The organism is Aureibaculum koreense, assembly GCF_034296135.1.
Classification (GTDB): domain Bacteria; phylum Bacteroidota; class Bacteroidia; order Flavobacteriales; family Flavobacteriaceae; genus Aureibaculum.
The window spans coordinates 377,343-396,226 of the sequence record NZ_JAXKVV010000002.1; the positions used below are offsets into that span (position 1 = coordinate 377,343).

11 protein-coding genes are annotated in these 18,884 nt (G+C 34.6%); 3 read left to right on the plus strand and 8 right to left on the minus strand.

Annotated features, from left to right (window positions below; translation table 11 throughout):
* Window positions 1-103 precede the first annotated feature (103 nt).
* The 8 genes from UMM65_RS03675 to UMM65_RS03710 form a co-directional block, all read right to left on the minus strand.
* Complete coding sequence (locus UMM65_RS03675) at window positions 104-886, minus strand: carboxylesterase family protein (protein WP_321975121.1); 783 nt, start codon at window positions 884-886, stop codon at window positions 104-106.
* Window positions 887-1,085: 199 nt separating this feature from the next.
* Window positions 1,086-2,450 carry a glucoamylase family protein gene (locus tag UMM65_RS03680; protein ID WP_321975122.1) on the minus strand — a complete coding sequence of 455 codons (1,365 nt, stop codon included), beginning with the start codon at window positions 2,448-2,450 and terminating at the stop codon, window positions 1,086-1,088.
* Window positions 2,451-2,672: 222 nt separating this feature from the next.
* Window positions 2,673-4,058, minus strand: coding sequence for a glucoamylase family protein (locus UMM65_RS03685; RefSeq protein ID WP_321975123.1), 1,386 nt, complete (start codon window positions 4,056-4,058; stop codon window positions 2,673-2,675).
* Between the two features lie 538 nt (window positions 4,059-4,596).
* On the minus strand, window positions 4,597-6,324 hold the full coding sequence (locus UMM65_RS03690; protein WP_321975124.1) for a LamG-like jellyroll fold domain-containing protein: 1,728 nt from the start codon (window positions 6,322-6,324) through the stop codon (window positions 4,597-4,599).
* A 19-nt stretch (window positions 6,325-6,343) separates the two neighbouring features.
* Entirely contained in the window at window positions 6,344-7,825 is a 1,482-nt protein-coding gene (locus UMM65_RS03695) for a RagB/SusD family nutrient uptake outer membrane protein (RefSeq protein WP_321975125.1), read from the minus strand.
* 10 nt (window positions 7,826-7,835) lie between these two features.
* The gene (locus tag UMM65_RS03700; RefSeq protein WP_321975126.1) at window positions 7,836-10,961 is read right to left on the minus strand and encodes a SusC/RagA family TonB-linked outer membrane protein; all 3,126 of its coding nucleotides are present in this window, start codon (window positions 10,959-10,961) and stop codon (window positions 7,836-7,838) included.
* 281 nt (window positions 10,962-11,242) lie between these two features.
* A complete protein-coding gene (locus tag UMM65_RS03705; protein ID WP_321975127.1) occupies window positions 11,243-12,535 on the minus strand; it encodes a helix-turn-helix transcriptional regulator in 1,293 nt (430 codons plus the stop codon).
* Between the two features lie 179 nt (window positions 12,536-12,714).
* The gene (locus UMM65_RS03710; RefSeq protein ID WP_321975128.1) at window positions 12,715-14,016 is read right to left on the minus strand and encodes a ligand-binding sensor domain-containing protein; all 1,302 of its coding nucleotides are present in this window, start codon (window positions 14,014-14,016) and stop codon (window positions 12,715-12,717) included.
* A 167-nt stretch (window positions 14,017-14,183) separates the two neighbouring features.
* Between UMM65_RS03710 and UMM65_RS03715 the strand changes: the two genes are divergently transcribed.
* The 3 genes from UMM65_RS03715 (at window position 14,184) to UMM65_RS03725 (ending at window position 18,779) form a co-directional block, all read left to right on the plus strand.
* Window positions 14,184-14,744 (plus strand): RNA polymerase sigma-70 factor, encoded by a 561-nt coding sequence (locus tag UMM65_RS03715; RefSeq protein WP_321975129.1) that lies wholly within the window; start codon window positions 14,184-14,186, stop codon window positions 14,742-14,744.
* A 457-nt stretch (window positions 14,745-15,201) separates the two neighbouring features.
* On the plus strand, window positions 15,202-16,320 hold the full coding sequence (locus UMM65_RS03720) for a FecR family protein (protein ID WP_321975130.1): 1,119 nt from the start codon (window positions 15,202-15,204) through the stop codon (window positions 16,318-16,320).
* Between the two features lie 173 nt (window positions 16,321-16,493).
* Window positions 16,494-18,779: a SusC/RagA family TonB-linked outer membrane protein gene (locus UMM65_RS03725; RefSeq protein WP_321975131.1), complete on the plus strand. Its 2,286-nt coding sequence runs from the start codon at window positions 16,494-16,496 to the stop codon at window positions 18,777-18,779.
* Window positions 18,780-18,884: the final 105 nt, after the last annotated feature.

Sequence of the window (18,884 nt, forward strand, 5' to 3'; positions counted from 1 at the left end):
ATTTAGTTTTTTTCCTGCCTTTGCAGGAATGACAAAATTGGTTTTTCTACTAACCTGCCTTAGCGGGAATGATAAAATTGAATGTTAAATTTTGAACTTTTAATTAATTTTTTTTCTTATTTGAAAACAGCCAAGATAATAATTCGGGTTCAGCAAAGGCGGCATCCCAACTGTTATGATTTGTATTTCTGTATAAATTAAAATTTGGTTTTGCACCGTATTTCATTAATGCCGATACCATTTCAACAGATAGTCGCGGATCTACAACATCATCCTCCGCACCGTGAAATATCCACATTGGTGTATTCTTAGCATATTTTTCGGCTAATTCTGTATTTCCCCCTCCACAAATAGCAAATGCTGCGGCGAACATATGGGGTTTTCTACCCAATAATTCAAAAGTACCCATTCCGCCCATGGAGAGCCCACCTAAGTAAATTTGATTTTTATTAACGTAATTATTTTTTACGAGTTCATCTAAATACCTAACAACCAAGTGCATAGATTTTGTAGGTTTACGCTCTTTAGGGAATTGCAACGTAATGGGTTTCGTTGTTCTATCTACTTCAGCATTAGCCCAATAATCATTCTCCTTACATTGCGGAAAAACTACAATGGCCGGGTATTTTTGAATTGAATCAACAAATAATTGACTTCCATGAACCAACTGCTTTTCATTATCATTTCCTCTTTCCCCTGCTCCATGAAGAAAAACAACCAAAGGATAACTTTCGGTTTTTTTGAAATCTTTAGGATACAACACCCTTAATTTCAACGTATCAGTTCCTTCCACTAAATATTCTTTTACAAATGATTGTTTATGTTGGGCATAAAGATTTGCTGTTAGAAACAATATGCTGATTAAAAATAAGTTTTTGATTTTCATAATGTTGTGTTTTTAAATTATAGTTTAAATTTAAAAAAAATTCAATGGATTTTCTACATTTTATTTGATGCATTCTGATAAAACAATCCCAATTTGATCAAAAACATACCCATAAATCCCTGATTTGGGTGAATGTGATACAGGGCGAATGCGATTTGTTTTTGGCCATATCCTGTTGGGCGAATTCGATTCGCCCCTACTACGGGTAATTGAATCCCAATTTGTTTAATCCATTTTTGACATCGGTATTTTGCATAAACAAATTCCATAACAAACCTGTTCTGTAATTTTCTATCATAATGATTTGTGGTCCTTGGTCAATGGCCAAATAGGCTTCCGCTACCCAAAAATCGTATTGTGGACTGAACGCATCATAAAATCCGGCTGGCCCTAATAATTTATCTTTATTTTTATAAAAATAATGCATTGCTTTTAAAGATTCTTGAGGTGTGTAAGGAATAGAACTTATAGCCGCTGTGGGCGAAATAACACCAGTGTCATTATCTGGTTTATGAGCGGAATATCCAATACTTCCATCAGTATTTCTGGTATAACTAGCCGTTAAACCCCAACAATCTTTACCGTAATTTCTAAAATTCTTAGGATTTTCTACGCAATATTGATAATTGATTTTTGAATGATTGACATTTAATGTCCAATAATTGGCATATTGATCTGATAACCCTTTAGGATTCAGCCCCAAGTAAGAATAATGGGCAAAAAATAATGGCCCGCCAAATTGCGGAGCACCAGCATGTTTTAATACCAACGGAAATCCATACTGCGAAGCCGATGATTTTATGGCACCGTTATTTGCCCAACCTTCTTCATAAACTTGTTTAGAAATTGTATAATCTGGCGATGCTGCTGCTAAAATGTATGTAATCATTGTTTCGTTGTGTCCTCTTAATCTTAAATTAATTTCAAAACCAAAGTTAGGACTCCAATGCCAGAGCAATTCATTTTTGCTGTTGGTGTACCAATTCCATTCCACGCCTTTCCATAATTCATCCGCTTTAGTAGCAAGTGCTTTTTCGGTATCGCTTCCATTTTTAAAATACTCTTTCACACAAATTAGACCTTGTACTAAAAACGCAGTTTCCACCAAGTCTCCACCATTATCTTTAGCACTAAATGGTTTTACAGCACCACTATTTCCATCTAACCAATGTGGCCAAGCTCCATGAAATCGATCGGCATTTTCTAAATAAGTGAGAATTTTATCGAAACGTTGAACTCCTTGTGATTTAGTAATGTAACCACGTTCAATACCTACTAAAAGAGCCATAAGCCCAAAACCTGTACCACCTGTAGTCACTGTATTTGCATCGTTAGACGGATTTCCAGGATGATAGCGTTCTCTTGCCGCTCCAGAATTTGAATGGGCAAAATCCCAAAAGTATTTAAAGGTTTCTTTTTGAGTTAGGTCCATTATTTCCTCATCGGTCAGTGTTGGTTCCGGCTCGGGAGGTTTGGGCGGCTCATAGACATAATCGTCATTTTTTCCGCAGGAAAGTATTGTTATGACGAAGGTAAATAATAAAATATTTCTTATGTTTTTCATGTTTTAGTTTTATCTGAGATAGAGTTGGACTTCACGAATGACGACCCGCCGTTTACCTTTCAGCTAAATTTAATATTTGTTTATGGGTACCCCTCCTTGACCCTTCGACTCCGCTCAGGATTACAAAGGAGGGGAATTATTTTCGTTTTCAAAATTGGATTAAAATTTCATGATTACACCCCTAAAGTCCCCTCAAGGGGACAAATTGTTCGCCATAAAATTTTATTGAAAATAAGGACTTGTAAAACCAAGTTTTTTCAATCCATTTTGGAGGTCTTTATTTTTCATAAATAAATTCCATAACAAACCTGATCTGTAATTTTCTATCATTAATGGAATTGGTCCTTGGTCAATAGCCAAATACCGAACGGTTTTCCAATCATGTTCCAACGTTATGGCATCGTAAGGGCCATATTTACCAATATATTCAGGCATATCTTTATATAAATGTCTTAGCATTTGCATACTTTCCTTTGGGGTATATGGAAATGAAGACAGGGCAGCAGTTGGCGAAACCACACCAATATCTTTATCAGGTCTATGACCTGCATAGCCTTTCATAGAATAACTTGAGGTGAAGCCCCAAAAATTCTCTCCGTATCCTTTATAATTATTAGGATTCTCTACGGCATGTCTGTAGTGAATCAACGCATGGTTTCGGTTCAACTTCCAATAATCGGCATAAGTATCCTTTAACCCTTTCGGGTTCATACCAACATAGGAATAATGTGCCCAAAAAAGAGGACCTACTGGAGATTTATCATGTTCGTAATGGTCTAATTCGGTTTCCAATCCATAATAAACGGTGTCTTTGGCAATGTCTCCATTTCTTGCCCAACCTTTATGATATACTTCTGGTTTAATAGGGTGCGTAGGCGAACCTGCCGCTAAAACATACATAATCAAGGCTTCATTATAACCGCCTACAGGAAAATTCATTTCCCATTTATATTCAGGCGACCAATGCCAATACAGCACATTTTCACCCTTAGTGTACCAATCCCATTCCACTTCGTTACACAGTTGCTCAATTTTAGCAACTAATTTTTTTTCCTCTTCATTTCCCTCTCTAAAATATTCTGCTACTGTTAATAAACCCTGAACTAAAAATGCGGTTTCCACTAAATCACCGCCATTATCTTTTTTACTAAATGCCAATACTTTTCCAGTTTCGCCATTTAGCCAATGGGGCCAAGCTCCGTGAAAACGATCTGCTTTTTCAAGGAAATCTACAGCTTTAACATAGCGTTTAAATGCTTGGTCCCGTGAGATAAAGCCACGCTCAACACCAACTAAAATAGCCATGAGCCCAAAACCACTACCGCCAATAGTAACCGTGTTTTTTGGTGAAGTGGGATAGATATCGTCCATATGTATTCTTTCCCTTGCCAAGCCAGAATTAGGCTCTCCTCCTTCCCAAAAATAATTAAAGGTTTGTTTTTGGATAGTATCTAGTAAAACTTCGTCTTCTACGGTCAACTTAAACTCGGTTGTTTGATCCTTGTTTTCTGCTTTTTGATCACTGGCTTCTTCTTTTGGTTTGTCCTTACAGGAAAAAGCTAAAAAGCTGAGTAAGATTAGGGTGTATAGATAGTGTTTTGTTTTCATTGGTTAAGTTTTTTTTAATCGTCTTGGTATTATATTTAAGTATTGCAACAACATAGTATTTCAAGATTGACAACAGTTAAATGCACCCCTAAAGTCCCCTACCATTGACATGTTTATTAAATGTTTGGTATTCAGAGTGTTATTAAAACCCCTTAACCCCTCCGCCCTTAAAAATTCTATAAAAATTAAAATGACGTTAGGGTACCTCCCCTTGAAAAAAGGGGAGGACTTTTCGCTTTCCCATTTCTATTATATTATGTCATTGCCTCCACTTGAGAAAATTTTTGTCTCACTTATCAAGGGGACAATTATTACTATTAAGCTTTTGTTTAACAAAATAGAAATCATCCATTCCACAATCTGGTCAGTTTGGATAGGTTTTTTGCTCAAGTTGATGTTTAATTCATCGGAAATCACTTGTTTATAAGCTCTGAATGTCAAGTAAATTTTAGCTGCACTCAATTAAGAATGCAGCTAAAAGACCATCTCATCTAGGTTTTAGCTTTGATGGTAATTACTAACTCAAAATAATTATTTTTTACATAATTGCTTTTATTTCCTCTTGTGACAAGGCTTTGTTATACAATTTTAAATCATCCATATAACTATTATCAGAGTTATGGTTCCATTGTGTAAAATTCGGTGCACCCGACATGATAGACAATAAATCCACACCCGTCCAATCGATTGGTGATGCCAAATCGCTCTCTTTGGCAATTTCTCCATTTATATAAACAACCGCTTTATCCGAAGCTATTGTAAATGCTACATGAACCCATTCATCAATAGAAGGATCAATTTGGGAAGCGGCCCCGCCGTCAACCCACTGGCCTTGTGCTCCCATACCAACATTTAACTTAATGCCCTGTTTACCGCCCGCATCTTCCCTAAAAATACTAAACCCTTTGGTCAAATCGTGATTTCCACCTGTCATCGGGGGTCTCATCGCTAAAATGCCCGCTCTATTGGGATCAGCATTTACCTTGTACCAAAAAGCGGCACTAAATGATTCACTTTTTATATCCGCTGCCGGGAACGTTAGATATGAATCCGCAGCTCCGGCATAGGCATCAGTACCTACTTTTGCTTCTCCCGAAAAACCAGGGGTGCCTACTTCTGTGGCATCTGTATCGGTAATGTTTTCAGTATAACTACCATCAAAAGACATATTAAATATTTTACTACCATCAGCAACCAGTCTTGTAATTTCATTTTGTGTCAACGCTTTATTGAATAATCGAAGCTCATCCATATAACTATTATCAGAGTTATGGTTCCATTGTGTAAAATTCGGTGCACCCGACATGATGGACAATAAATCCACACCCGTCCAATCGATTGGTGATGCCAAATCGCTCTCTTTGGCAATTTCTCCATTTATATAAACAACCGCTTTATCCGAAGCTATTGTAAATGCTACATGAACCCATTCATCAATAGAAGGATCAATTTGGGAAGCGGCCCCGCCGTCAACCCACTGGCCTTGTGCTCCCATACCAACATTTAACTTAATGCCCTGTTTACCGCCCGCATCTTCCCTAAAAATACTAAACCCTTTGGTCAAATCGTGATTTCCACCTGTCATCGGGGGTCTCATCGCTAAAATGCCCGCTCTATTGGGATCAGCATTTACCTTGTACCAAAAAGCGGCACTAAATGATTCACTTTTTATATCCGCTGCCGGGAACGTTAGATATGAATCCGCAGCTCCGGCATAGGCATCAGTACCTACTTTTGCTTCTCCCGAAAAACCAGGGGTGCCTACTTCTGTGGCACCATTTCCACTTACAGCTTCAGCATAGTCACCGTTAAATGACATATAAAACATTTCTCCATCGTACATAGGCATATAGGGTGGTGTATCAATTTTTTCAAATACAGCAGTTTCTGTAACAACTACATCATTGGTATCCGTAGCTGTAATTGTCAATGTGTGACTTCCCGTACTTACCTCTTGCGTTAGATTATCTACTGTTACAAGTTTGTTATCTGAAAACTCAGTCATATTTGCAATCTCTTGACCATCTAATGTTACGGTAATATTTGCAATTCCAAGATCATCTTCAACTTGAAATTCAATTGTAATTGGTGCAATAGGTTCTGTTGATCGAACAACAGTAGAACCACTACTACTAGGATTTGAGAGAGTGATTACAGGACCATCATAGAGAAAATCACTAAATGCTGGCCGCTCCAAATCTTGGCAACTAAAAGCTAGCATTCCTATGAATGCTAGAACTATATATTTTAACGTTTTATTTTTCATTATTTCTATACTTTATTTATTAATAATCAGGATTTTGAACAATAACCCCGCCCGAATTATCAATGGCCTCTTGAGGAATTGGATATAATGCGTGTTTAGGTTCGTAACCTAAACTACCCAATACTGAAGTAGCATCTCCCCAACGTACCAAATTATAAAATCTATACTCTTCTAAAGCAAGCTCAACTCGTCTTTCTTGCTTAATGGCATCCCTAAGTTCACTTTGGGAAGAAGCACTTGTATTAGGAAGACCCGCTCTAGACCTAATCATATTGATTAAATCAGCGACTTCAGATGGTGAGATAACCCCAGATTCATTACCAGCTTCTGCCGCCATAAGAAGAACATCGGCATATCTAATAATTTTAATGTTCTCCCATCGGTTGCTATTGACTCCCAATGAAGAACGAATATCGTCCATAGTATAGGCCTTTTTATTCCAATACTTTTGTGCCAAAGGAGGTGATTCTGGTAAAGTTCCACTTCCGAAACCTCCATCGTCTTGACCAGATTCCAATATGGTATTTGCTTTTCTCGCATCTCCGGGTTCAAAAGCATCAACAAGGTTTTGTGTTGGTGTATTAAAGCCCCAGCCTAAATTCCAAGCACCTGTTCCTCTTACACCCTGAGAAATATAATATATACTATTAAATTGTTGTCCACCTTCGGTTACAGTTTGTTGAATTTCAAAAATAGATTCGACACCATTATTACCACCTCTCTCAAACAAATTGATCAAACTTGGGTCTAACATATAAACTCCTGAATCAATTACTTCTTGACATTTACTGTAGGCATTTGCCCAATCTTTTTGATAAAGATATAACTTGGCCAATAACGATTTTGCAAATCCCGAAGTAGCCCTTCCAGGAAAACTTGCCCAAGTAAGTGGTAGATTTTGTTCAGCTATCTCTAAATCATCTTTAATAAATTGATCTATATCTGCAACAGAAGATTTTGGTGCGAAAGCATCGGAAGGTACATCAATGGTAACCGTAATTATGGGAACCTCCCCATAATCCCTTCGCAGTTCAAAATACATCAATGCCCTAATGACTCTTGCCTCGGCATCATTAATCAAACTTCCTTCGTCCGTAGCTCCAGACTCCGCTATGTTATTTATGACTTCATTGCATGCAAAAATAACTTCGTAATGAGCGTTCCACCAACCAGTACTTAATCCATTGGTAGCAATATACTCAAAATCGTTAAAGGCAGTTCCATTAGCTGCTGAATCTCCTGATGTGCTTCCTTTTTGTGCATCGTCAGACCTTATGCTCCCAAACCAGTGCCTGTTCCAACTCCCTACATTAGTAGTTCTTAACAATGAATATATTCCAAATACAGCGACCTCTTGACCACCAACCCCTAGTTCTTCGTTGTTTGCAACTTCACCTAACGGTAATTTGTCTAATAAATCATCGTTACAAGACATGGGTATCATTAGTAAACCCGCCAAAAACACTACTCTTAAATTCTTTATAAGTTTTATATAGTCCATAACTTTATTTTTAAAATGTTAAACTAAGTCCTAATGTTGATATTACAGGTACAGGATATCCCCCAGAATCCACACCAAAAGATGTTGGAGAACCTCCTGCTTCAGGCGTAAACCCAGAGGTATCTTTCCAAGTATATAAATTCTGTACGTTAGCATATAGCTTCAATTGTTGTATCTTAAATTTTTCAAGTAATTCAATATCAAACTCATATCCCAATTGAATATTTCGAATTCTAAAATAGCTGCCATCTTCTATCATGTAGGTTGAAGGCTGTCTGTTATAATCTGTATTAAATAGCCTAGGCTCCCAATTCGATGTACCAGACCCATTCCACCTATCAGCTCTTTCAGCCCTAAAGTTAAATTGTGCAAACGAATTGCCATTACCCCAATTACGGTAAATTTCATTACCATAAACACCCTGAAAATCAACGCTTAAAGAAAGGTTCTTATAATTAAAATTCGTATAAAAACCATAGGTAAAGTCTGGGGTTGGATTACCTATTGTAGTTCTGTCATCTGGAGTTATCTCACCGTCTCCATCAACATCCCTATATTTAAAATCACCAGGTGCATAAGTCCCTAAAGAACTCGGAATTGAAGCTGCAATATCTGCATTAGATTGATATAAACCATCTACAATATATCCATAGAAGCTACCGATAGGCTCACCTGTAATAGTTCTTGAAGCAGTACCATTAGCAAAAATAGGTGCATCTTCAAAAGTAGATAAAACCTCGTTTTTGATAGTGGTAATATTACCTCCTATAGAATAGCTAAAATCATCACTGACATTATCATTCCAAGAGGCTTCAAACTCAAAACCTTTATTTTCGATCTCACCAAAATTATCAAAAAATGTTTGCACACCCGTGTCCACAAATACCAATAAATCTTCCGTTTTTCTATTATAGTAATTGGTATTAAAGGTTAATTTATTATCTAACCATCTCGATTCAAAACCAAGTTCCCACATTTTAACCGTTTCCCATTTTAAATCTGGATTTTCCTCAAACTTCTGGATAAAACCAGGAATAACCTGCTCACCAAAAACCGCTGTAGCAGCCTGACTTACACCTGGATAATACGGGTAGTTAGTACCGCCTGGCAAAGCTTGATTTCCCAGTGCCCCAATTGATCCTTTTAATTTTAAATAATTCAATTTACCTGCATCGTTCATAAAGTCCTCATCACTAACTACCCATCCCGCACCAACAGACCAAAAATCCTGTGCTCTATTATCTGGTGCTAATTGTGATGTAGCATCTCTACGGTAAGAAGTATTCAATAAATATTTCCCATCATAACTGTACAATGCTCTTGCCAAAAATGAAGAAGTAGCTCTATCAAATTGACTAGAATTAGATGTTCTTGTAGTTGGATCTCCATAGGGATAGACATTTAAATACCAAAACCTTTCATCATCAGGAATAATACCTACTGTTCCATTAGGGTCATGTTCCACACTACCAGAAATACTTTCGACATAAACCTCTGTGGTTGTATAACCTATGACTGCATTTAAATCATGCTTACCAAATTCTTTTTTAAATGAAAGTAAATAATCTTGTTGAAAGTTAAAACCTGTGCTACTGGATTGATTTACCCTTGTAATTTGATTACCGTTAAAGTTTTCAATTTCATCTGTTTCGGATACATAAATTGCAACAATAGGAGTATATGACCTCGATCTGTAATTATCATAATCCCCATAAACACTCGCTTTAAATGTAAAGTGTTTTAAAAAATCAACCTCTGCAAATAAGCTGCCAACAAAACGATATCTCTGTGCAATACTTTTGTTTTTAGTTACCTCAGCGACTAAGGCAGGATTGCCGATTTGTGGTCCGCCAATTTCTATTGGCAATTGGTTATAAAGACCATTGAACTCGGGCCGAGAATCAAAATGAATTGGATCAACAATTGGAGTAGCATTTAAAGCAGACCCAAACCCACCCGAATTCGGAAGTTTATCTCTTAGACCATTAATAGTTATACCCAATCTAAAACCTTCTGATAACTTATATTCATTATTTAAGTTCAAAGTAATCCTCTTCAACTCTTCATTTTTAACTAAGCCTTCTTCTAAACGATATCCCAAACCAAAAGAAAGTTTATTTTTTTCAGTAGCGTTTTGTATACTTATATTATTGGTTTGGATAACCGCTGAATTATTTGCAATTCGATCAACCCAATCAGTATCTCCAGTAAATACTCCATAGTAAGAAAAAGGTGCTACACCTTCATTAACTAATTGTTCATCATAGAGCTGTTTAAATAAAGAAGCATCCGCCATATTTGGTGCACCTGTTATGTTTTTTACACCTATAGATGAATTAAAGTTAATTGTAAATTCTCCGTTTTTTGCTTTTTTTGTGGTAACAATAATCACACCATTAGCACCTCTTACACCAAAAATTGCCAATGAAGACGCATCTTTTAATACTTCAATCGATTCAATATCGTTTGGGTTAACAAAATTAATATTATCAGCAAATATTCCATCCACCACAAATAATGGAGTAACATTATACCTACTACTTGTACCTCTAATTCTAATATCTGGACTTTGACCAATTTGCCCAGAGTTTACCACTGTTAATCCAGAAACTTTACCCTGTAATGAAGCTACGGGATTGGTAGCTGGCTTATCCGCCACTTCGTCCCCTTTAACGCTTACAATGGAACCGGTTAAATCACGTTTTCTAGCCGTACCATACCCCACAACAACTACTTCGTCAAGGCTTTGTGCATCAACTTGCATAACCACATCAATAGTGGTTTGATCGCCTACAGTTATATTCTGGGTTGCAAAACCAATAAAACTGAATACCAATACATCACCTTTATTTACCGTAATTGAATAATTACCATCAAAATCAGTACTCGTACCTTGTGTTGTGCCTTGCTTAAGAATGGTTACTCCCGGTAACGGCATTCCGTCATCTGCACTTGATACAACCCCGGCAACCGTAACTTCTTGGGCAAAGGCTGCTGAAATTGATAAGGTGAAAAATAACAGTAGTAAATGAATTTTTGAAGTCCTCCAATACCCACTTTTTTCCTTGTGGGTTGAATTGAAATCGTCAAATCCATTTTTACTAAAGTTCGTGCTTTTTAAACATGCTCTTTTCATAAAATTATATATTTGAATGTTAGTATTGTTAAATTTAATATAAGTTTATGTGTATTCAAAAAAAGCAATACATTTTAATTACGTCAAATCATGTTAAAATTCTAAAAATGGCTATTGACGTAGTTTTAACCAGTGTATAAGATATGTTTTTGGGCAAGTATTCTTAAAAATGACGTAGTATTGACGTAGTATTACAGTGCATTAATTCGATTAAAATACTGGTTAAAATTGAATAACGCACCCTAACTCCTTCCAAGAAGAGAACTTTTTACTTTATATAATCAAAATTTACTTATAAAATCCCGTAAATCTTCCTTGTTCAAATTTAGCTTCTTTTTAAGACGATAACGGTGTGTTTCCACTCCTCTTTCAGTAATATTCATCAATGGTGCTATTTCTTTGGTAAGCATGTTCATTTTTATATAAGCACACAATTTTAAATCTTTGTGGGTCAATTTTGGGAATTGTTTTTTTAATCCGTTAAAAAAATCTTCATGGACTTGATTAAAATTATGCTCAAATATTTTCCATTCATCCTTCTGCCCTAAAGATCCATCAATTTTTTTAAGTAACTTATGATAAAGTTGAGCGTCAAAACTATTTCTGTTTAATACAAACTCTCTCTTTAGACCCGTTAAAGTTTCATTCTTTTTAACCAAAGACATGGCGTTATTAGCCAATTGCTTGCTCTTTAACTTTAGCTCGTTTTTTAGAGCTTCATTTCTAATAGATATAAGCTGTTTTTCATTTTCAATCGCTTTCTCTTTTAGGACAATAGCTTGTCTATTTTCCAAGTCAAGTTGTAATAATCGTTGTTCTTTGACTATTTTCCTCTTATGCAAGAAGTAAAATACAACTATAACCAATAATCCTAATAATACATACAATAATAGACCTGTTTTTGCTCTATACCATGGTGGACTAATACTAAAATCTATATCGGTAATCTCTGATGATATCGCAAAGTTATTATTTGATCTAAAATAGATTTTATAATAACCTTCCGTTAAATTGTTTAATTCCAAACTGCTATTTTCTATTCTGGTCCACTCAATTGGTGCAATGGTATCCAATGTATATTCAAAATAATGATTTGTAGTTCCATGGACTGTTAAACCTATTGAAATATTACTTTTATATTTAAAATCTTTTCTATTTACATCATTTAATAAAAGTGTTTGATTGTTAACCTTAAAATTATCTATAATTGGTTTAAGAGGTTTTTTATCTATTGTTTTTTTTGACTTATCCGTAATAAGAAAACCATCGTTTAAACTTAGTGCTATCTGATCGTTATTGAAATTTGAAACGTTTTCATAACCTATAACCAATCTGTTTTTGAAATATTCATCAGTAATAATCATCTGATTATTATTGCCACTCAACGACCTAAACTCAATAGCATTCTCCTTTTTTAAAGTAAGTATATTTTCATTTTCTTCTGAAATAATATAAGCGTCTTTACCAAATTCATCATTTAACAAAGGGGAGTCTATAATACTATCTTTTAGGGCTTCGTACTTTTGCCATCCTTCGTTCGTTTTAAAGCAAATATCATTTTTTATTTTATACACACGTACATTATACTCAGAATTTAAACCCTTGTTGCCATAATTTTGAATATTTACAATACTATCGTAATTATTGTCAAACTGAATTCTATATAATCCTTTATAAGCATGTGCTGCCCATGCGGTTGATTTATTTTCAAAAACTAAAAAACGGAAAGGATTAGTGGTCTCCCCTAAATGCCTTACACGCCAATAATTACCCTCTTTTTATAGGATACCAACCCTACATACGTACCTTGAACGTAAGTGTTTTGGTATTCTGGAACTTTTTTTATTACCCAACCCCCTGCTTGTGCAGATATTAATTTTAACTTTTTATTCTCTACTAAGTAGGTACCGTTATTGTGGCCACAGAACAATTGCCCATCAATTTCCTTTAAGTCCCAAACCTGTCCTTGAGAATTGGCTATAAATTGCAATTTGTCTTTTTTATCCAAATAGTAAAGCCCAGTATTACTGCCTATGTACGTTGTGTTTTTATAATTAATAATATCATAAACCGCACCTAATTTACCTGAACTATCATTGTAAAAAATTAGATTTGAACTTAGGTCAATTTGAGAAATTCCGCTATTTAAGCCCAACCATAACTTACCATCATTGGTTACTATTTGGCCTAATATAGTATTATTGAGTAGTCCGTTTTCCTTATTTATCTGGAATTTAATTTGCCCTTCTCCATTAGTTATGTAAAGGCCGTTTTGGATGGTTCCGAATACGAAATTATTTTCATTTTTTGAAAAATTGTTGAGTTGGTACTTTTTCAATTCGTTGCTTATAGGTGTTTCCCATGGAATCAATTTTCCGTTTTCATAAATAAAACAACCATGTAGGGCAGTTCCTATCAATAATTTATTGTTTTTATATGAAGTTATAAAACTTACTTTCTTTTCGTTTAAAAAGTCTTCAGAAATAAAGGGTACTAATTTATTATCCTCTAAACTGAAAATTCCATTTTTTAGCGTTGCCACATAAAACCGATTATTGACCAAATGGCAAGAAATAGTTGTTGAAGTTGGGTGGATAATCTCTATTTTACCATCTTTATAAATATAAATATTGAAAAATGAACGAAAAATAATGGCATCGTTCCAAGCAATTATTTGCCAAAATTCTTCATCATGAAATGGTTGACCTTTAATAAGGTCGCTTAATGAAGTATATACTAGAACACCTCTATCATCTTTTTGCCAATAGCCAAATTCTTCGTAGGATCCTACATAAATTTTTCCTTCTTTATGCAATACGGAACGAACCGTAGTTTTGTTGGGCATTTCAATAAGGTTCCATTTTATGCCATCATAAGACAATAGCCCTTGGTTATTTGCAACAAACAATTGACTGTTATCGGTTTTTGAAAGCCCCCAGTTTTGATTACCTGCGTTATAATCTGCAATGGAATAATTTTTAAAATACGGGCTGAATTGAGCATTTGATGTTAAGCCTATAATGGAAAGTAAAAAAAAGTAAATGAATTTGTTCATTTTTAATTTAAAAAATGGAACTCAAATATAAAGAAATATAATAACCTCACTTCAGTTGTTCTGTTAATTTAAATTAGGAATTAACAGTAAGGTCGTATTTATTTTTTATGTCGTAATTAAAATTTTCTTATTCCATTTTTCTATATTTGAATCTCAATTTAGTAATTGTGGAATCCGATCTTATCATAAGACAAATCAATAATAATGATCGTGTTGCTTTTAAAGGTGTGTTTCAGTTGCATTATGATGACTTGGTAAGATATGCCAATAATTACCTTTATGATTTAGCAGCTAGCGAAGATATTGTACAAGATGTCTTTATATATATTTGGGAACATTCCTCTAAAATTAAAATAGAAAAGTCCTTAAATTCCTACTTACATATTATGGTACGTAATCGATGCTTAAATTATTTAAAAGCATTAAAAATTACCGACAATTCCAACTTTCTTGAATTAACTGCAAGTTTAATTACCGAAAATACCCTAGACAATTTTTTAGATGATGATAAAAAAATCATTTACAACCAAATTTTAAAGATTGTGGAATCCATGCCAGATAAAATGCAAAAGGTTTTTAAATTAAAATTTTTGAGCGGTTATAAATATGCTGAGATAGCTATTGAATTGGGCGTATCTATTAATACTGTCAAAACACAATTGAAGAGAGCTAAGTTTAAAATTAATGAGTCTATTAGCATAATTTTGATTTTATTGTCAAATCAATAGCAAAATTCAAATCCCAAATTTCATAATTATTAAAATTACAGCAGGAACTCAGGACGAACGATAAATTTTATCATCTAACCACAATCATAAATATTCCGTCGAAAGAATTCTTTGTGCCTTTTACACCAATCTGTAGTTGCAGATTAAACTTTTTTACCACAATGGTCACAAGGGCAGTCCACAACGAACATAAAGCAATTGTACTTTAAAAAATTATTCCTTTATCTTGGTAAACCTGGTGTCACCTTAGTGTTCTTTGTGGTTTTAATTTAATTATCAATGTATGAAGAATTTATGTAAGAGTGAAACTTGTCGTCCATCCATAATTCAACTAATTAAACCTTCAAAAATTAGGCTTTAAACAAAATTTCTTTTTTAATTTTAAAATTTTCTTAATTTTTTGTCACCCATTTTTAATTTTTGATTGTCATAATATATAAGCACATCTAATAACCGAATGGAATTCAAGCTCATCATAAAGAAACTAAACAACACCTTAACTAAGGACGAAGCAATTGTTTTTGATAACTGGTACAACGAATCTAAGGTACATCAAGATTATTTTTTAAACGTTGCAACTAATTATCAGAAAGATATTGAATCTGTCGATAAAGATGTCGCTTGGTCGGCAATAAACAAAAAATTAGTCCCTAAAAATAAAAACAATGGTTGGAAATACGCCGTTGCAGCATCTATTGTTTTATTAATTTCTGTTGGCTATTACTTTTCTACCAAAGAAAATTCAAATGCTGAAACCAATATGATTGTCAATCAAAAATCAACAATAAAAATAGGTACGGATAAAGCCACATTAACATTGGAGGATGGATCAACAATTGCCTTAGAGAAAGGAAAGGGTTACAATGCCGCCAATGCCAAAAGTAACGGTGAAAAAATAGTTTATAAGGCAAAAAAAGCTAGTCCTGAAATTGCTTACAATACTTTAACGATACCAAGAGGCGGACAGTTCTTTATTGAATTGGCAGACGGTACAAAAGTTTGGTTAAATTCCGAATCGCAACTTAAATATCCCGTTACTTTTATTGAGGGCGAAACCCGTATAGTAGAATTGCTTTACGGAGAAGCTTATTTTGAAGTTACACCTAGCACTCAACATCATGGATCTAAATTTAAAGTACTTACCCAAGTACAAGAAGTTGAAGTTTTAGGAACGGAATTTAATATAAAAGCCTACCGAGATGAAGCCTCGATTTATACCACTTTAGTTGAAGGAAAAATCTCTTTAGAAGCAAATAACCAAAAAGAATTTTTAAAACCCCGACAACAATCTACTCTTAACAGTAAAAATATAAGCTTAGCAATGGTCGATGTTTATAACGAAATTGCTTGGAAGGATGGGGTTTTTAGTTTTGACGACATGTCGCTAAAGAATATTATGAAAGTATTATCACGTTGGTACGATATTGACGTGCGTTTTGAAAATAACGAGATAGAAAACACTGCTTTTAACGGTATATTACGAAAGAAACAACCTTTAGAAGATATTTTGAACACTATTAAAAACACAAATAGTATTAACTATGAAATAAAAGATAAAACGATAATTTTTAAATAAACAAGAGGAATCTGGTTCACATCTCTCACAACACAAACCTAGAATTCCCCTCAAAGTAATTAATTAAAACAAAGTTTAACTAACTAATTTACAAATTTATGGAAAATAAGTTTACTAACTATTTTTTCGTTCCGATAGAAATCGGGATCAAAAAAAAGCTATTGCTCATCCTTATGAAATCTTTTATATTCTTGTTCTGTACAACAGTCTTTAGTTTTTCGTCAGGTGAAATTCTTTCGCAAAGTGCGAAAGTCAAAATTGACACCGACAAAATAATTACCGTTGATGAGGTTTTTAAAATTATTAAAAACCAAACGGAATATACCTTTATTTATCGATCCGATTTATTTAAGGGCTACCCCAAAGTAGCAGTTAAAAAAGGGACTATCAGAGCAAATAAATTGTTGGAAAAGAGCTTATCTAGCGTCGATTTTAACTTTGAACTTTCTGAGAACAATACAATTATTATCAAAGAGAAACCTAGCCAACAAACCATTACTGGTAAAGTTACCGATGAAAATGGTGACCCGTTACCTGGGGTAACTGTTTTGGTGAAAGATTCCAATCAAGGTACTAGTACTGATTTTAATGGTAACTATAGTATTAGAGCAAGCACAGAAGATGTTTTAGTATTTAGATTTGTTGGTATGATTACTACTGAGGTTTCGGTGACGGATAAATCAATAATAAACGTTACCCTTAAAGTGGAGAATGAATCTCTCGAAGAAGTTGTTGTTGTAGGTTATGGATCAACTCAGAGAAAAGATTTAACGGGTTCGGTAGGATCGATAAAAACTGCGGAAATTCAACAAATTAAGGCACAAACGATAGATCAGACAATTATTGGTAGAATTCCCGGTGTACATGTATCCTCTCAAACGGGAGGTCCAGGTAGCGGTGCCATAGTGCATATTAGAGGTTTAAGTCAACTTGTAGGAGATAATCAACCTCTCTATGTTGTAGATGGTGTTCCTATAGTAATTAATCCACAATTTAGTGATATTGGTAGTATTGGTGTTTTCGGAGACCGTGAGAACCCGTTGTTGTCCGTTAATCCTGCTGATATAGAGCGTGTTGATATCCTAAAAGACGCTTCTTCAGCCGCCATTTACGGATCTCGTGCAGCAAATGGAGTAGTAATCATCACTACCAAAAGAGGTAAAAGAAACAGAAAGCCTAGTTTAAATTTTTTCTACAATACAACTGTCCAAAATACTTTAAACAAATATGATGTACTCAATGCAAGTCAATACAATCAATTTATAACGGACCAGGGGTTAGGTGGCACTATTAATTTTGGTGATGCCAATACAGATTGGCAAGATGAGATAACAAATAAAAATGCCATATGGAACCAATACGATCTAAGCGTTTCAGGAGGTACCGAAAAAGTCAATTATTTGATTTCTACAAGAGTGTCTGACCAAGAGGGTTTAATGGTCGGAAATAAATTTAAGCGATATAATTTTTCAAGTAGCATTGACGCTGATCTTTCTGATAGGCTAAACGTTGGTGCAAATTTTAGCTATAATTATTCCATCAATAAACAATCTGGATTAACAAGTTTAGCTAGAGGGGCTTTTTTTAGACCAGATTTACCGATTTTTAATGAAGACGGTTCATATTCCACAGCACTAGGCCTATTTGGTTTTACCGTGAGAAACCCTTTAGGTGACGAGGGGAAAATTAAAAACAGTGCAATCTCTCAAAACATTTTAGGTTCAGCTTATGGAGAATATAAACTTATTAAAGGTCTAAAATTCAGGTCGCAACTGAGCCTTAATATAAATAATGATAGAAGCTCTGTATTTAGTCCATCATTTACACTGAATGCTATGTTTGGACAGTTTTTTGGAACTGAGGGTGCGTTGTTAGATGTACAACATACAGCAGGCACAAGTACTTCATGGTCAAATACACTTAATTATAAAAAAACTTTGGCAGAAAAGCATACCATCGACGCAGTATTTGGAATATCATGGGACCATTCAAGACTCGATTTGGAATCACAAGACTACGCTGGTTTTCCAGATGATATAATATTGACCAACATCAACTCAGCTAATGATTTTGTAGGTGCAACAAGTGATGCTAATGAGACGGCTCTAAACTCATTGTTTGGAAGAATAAACTATAATTTTGACGATAGATATCTTGCTACTTTTACAGCACGTTATGATGGTTCTATAAAATTTGGACCAAATAATCAACGCGGTTTCTTCCCATCTGGAGCTTTAGCATGGAATGTTCACAATGAAGATTTTTTAAAAGACAATACTACGCTTAACCAACTTAAGCTCCGTGCAAGTATCGGAAGAACAGGATCCGATAATCTACCGGCATTTACCTATCTGGCAAATTATCAATCTTTGGGCAACGGAGATTCTTTTTATGATGGCATTAACGGTATTTCAATTAATGGTGTTCCTAATTCAGATATTATACCATTTCTGATTTAAAAATACTCAAAAAATGTTTTAGTGTATAATTGATAACTGGTGATAGATTTTATAAGTTCAGGAGTTAGTTGGTTTACCATCTCAGTAATTTTATCTTGTAGCGTT

What these genes read in the sequence shown, in the direction of transcription:
- UMM65_RS03675 (WP_321975121.1), bottom strand. Translation starts at nt 886, where the DNA reads ATGAAAATCAAAAACTTATTTTTAATCAGCATATTGTTTCTAACAGCA.
- UMM65_RS03680 (WP_321975122.1), bottom strand. Translation starts at nt 2,450, where the DNA reads ATGAAAAACATAAGAAATATTTTATTATTTACCTTCGTCATAACAATA.
- UMM65_RS03685 (WP_321975123.1), bottom strand. Translation starts at nt 4,058, where the DNA reads ATGAAAACAAAACACTATCTATACACCCTAATCTTACTCAGCTTTTTA.
- UMM65_RS03690 (WP_321975124.1), bottom strand. Translation starts at nt 6,324, where the DNA reads ATGAAAAATAAAACGTTAAAATATATAGTTCTAGCATTCATAGGAATG.
- UMM65_RS03695 (WP_321975125.1), bottom strand. Translation starts at nt 7,825, where the DNA reads ATGGACTATATAAAACTTATAAAGAATTTAAGAGTAGTGTTTTTGGCG.
- UMM65_RS03700 (WP_321975126.1), bottom strand. Translation starts at nt 10,961, where the DNA reads ATGAAAAGAGCATGTTTAAAAAGCACGAACTTTAGTAAAAATGGATTT.
- UMM65_RS03710 (WP_321975128.1), bottom strand. Translation starts at nt 14,016, where the DNA reads ATGAACAAATTCATTTACTTTTTTTTACTTTCCATTATAGGCTTAACA.
- UMM65_RS03720 (WP_321975130.1), top strand. Translation starts at nt 15,202, where the DNA reads ATGGAATTCAAGCTCATCATAAAGAAACTAAACAACACCTTAACTAAG.
- UMM65_RS03725 (WP_321975131.1), top strand. Translation starts at nt 16,494, where the DNA reads ATGAAATCTTTTATATTCTTGTTCTGTACAACAGTCTTTAGTTTTTCG.